Origin of the sequence: uncultured Agitococcus sp. (genome assembly GCF_937920075.1) — a bacterium.
Taxonomy (GTDB): domain Bacteria; phylum Pseudomonadota; class Gammaproteobacteria; order Pseudomonadales; family Moraxellaceae; genus Agitococcus.
In genome coordinates this window covers 1-1199 of record NZ_CALETI010000240.1, presented here as the reverse complement: position 1 = coordinate 1199, position 1199 = coordinate 1, and the positions used below count along the sequence as shown (strand labels likewise).

The following is a 1199-nucleotide window of genomic DNA, read 5'->3' as shown; positions in this document are numbered from 1 at the left end:
CCCTACACGACGCTCTTCCGATCTAACAACCTCGCGACATATCAGATAAAAATTTGTAGCAAGCAAGCGCAGGATGCGTATAGTCAAAACAATAATAATCAATAGGTTATGATTTTACTTCCTAATAACCAACAGATTTTTTCAAACCTAAAATAATGGGTTTCCTTCGTCAACCCATCCTAAAAAATCTAAACTATTAAACACTGCACATGATGCGCTAAATGGTCAGCCATAAAACTACTAATAAAATAATAGCCGTGGTCATAATTTTCATGTCGGCGTAAGTTGAGTGATTGACCATGTTGCTGACAGGCGGCTTCCAATAACTCAGGATACAGTTGATTAGCCAAAAACTGGTCGTTTAAACCTTGGTCAATCAAAATCGGTGGTGCTTTTTTGCCATCTTCAATTAACGCTGTTGCATCATAAGCCCGCCATGTTTGTTGATTATCACCCAAATAATGACTAAAGGCTTTTTGTCCCCAAGGGCATTGGCTCGGTGCAGCAATTGGCGCAAAAGCTGATACTGATTGGTATAACTCAGGATGGCGTAAGGCCAACACCAAAGCACCATGTCCACCCATCGAATGGCCAAAAATACCCACTTTGCTTTCGTTAGCAGGAAAATGCCTAAGAATTAACTCACGCAATTCTTGAGTCACATAACTTTCCATGCGGTAATTTTTTGACCACGGCTCTTGTGTCGCATCCACATAAAAGCCAGCACCCACGCCAAAATCCCACGCATCGGCTTCGCCTGTAATGCCTGCACCACGTGGACTGGTGTCCATGGTGACAATCATTACGCCATATTCGGCCGCCAAACGTTGTGCACCTGCTTTAATGGCAAAGGTTTCTTCGGTGCAGGTTAAACCTGCCAAATAAAACAACACAGGGACTTTATCATGTTGTGCTTGTGGCGGCTGATACACCGCAAAGCGCATTGGCAAACCAATAACGCTGGATTGATGTTGATAAAAGCCCTGCACACCGCCAAAACAGGCGTGTGTGCTAAGTGTTTCAAACACACTCATATTAAAACACCACAACAGAGCGAATCGACTCACCTGCTTTCATTAATCTAAAGCCTTCGTTAATGTCTTCGAGTTTTAAGGTGTGAGTGATTAAAGAATCAATATTAATTTTGCCTTCCATATACCAATCGACAATTTTAGATCGGAAGAGCGTCGTGTAGGGAA

General features: G+C 42.6%; 1 protein-coding gene. It reads right to left on the bottom strand.

Features of this window, described 5'->3' with window-relative positions; genetic code table 11:
- Positions 1-188: 188 nt before the first annotated feature.
- Positions 189-1034, bottom strand: coding sequence for an S-formylglutathione hydrolase (gene fghA / locus Q0212_RS08440; RefSeq protein ID WP_297924479.1), 846 nt, complete (start codon positions 1032-1034; stop codon positions 189-191).
- Positions 1035-1199: the final 165 nt, after the last annotated feature.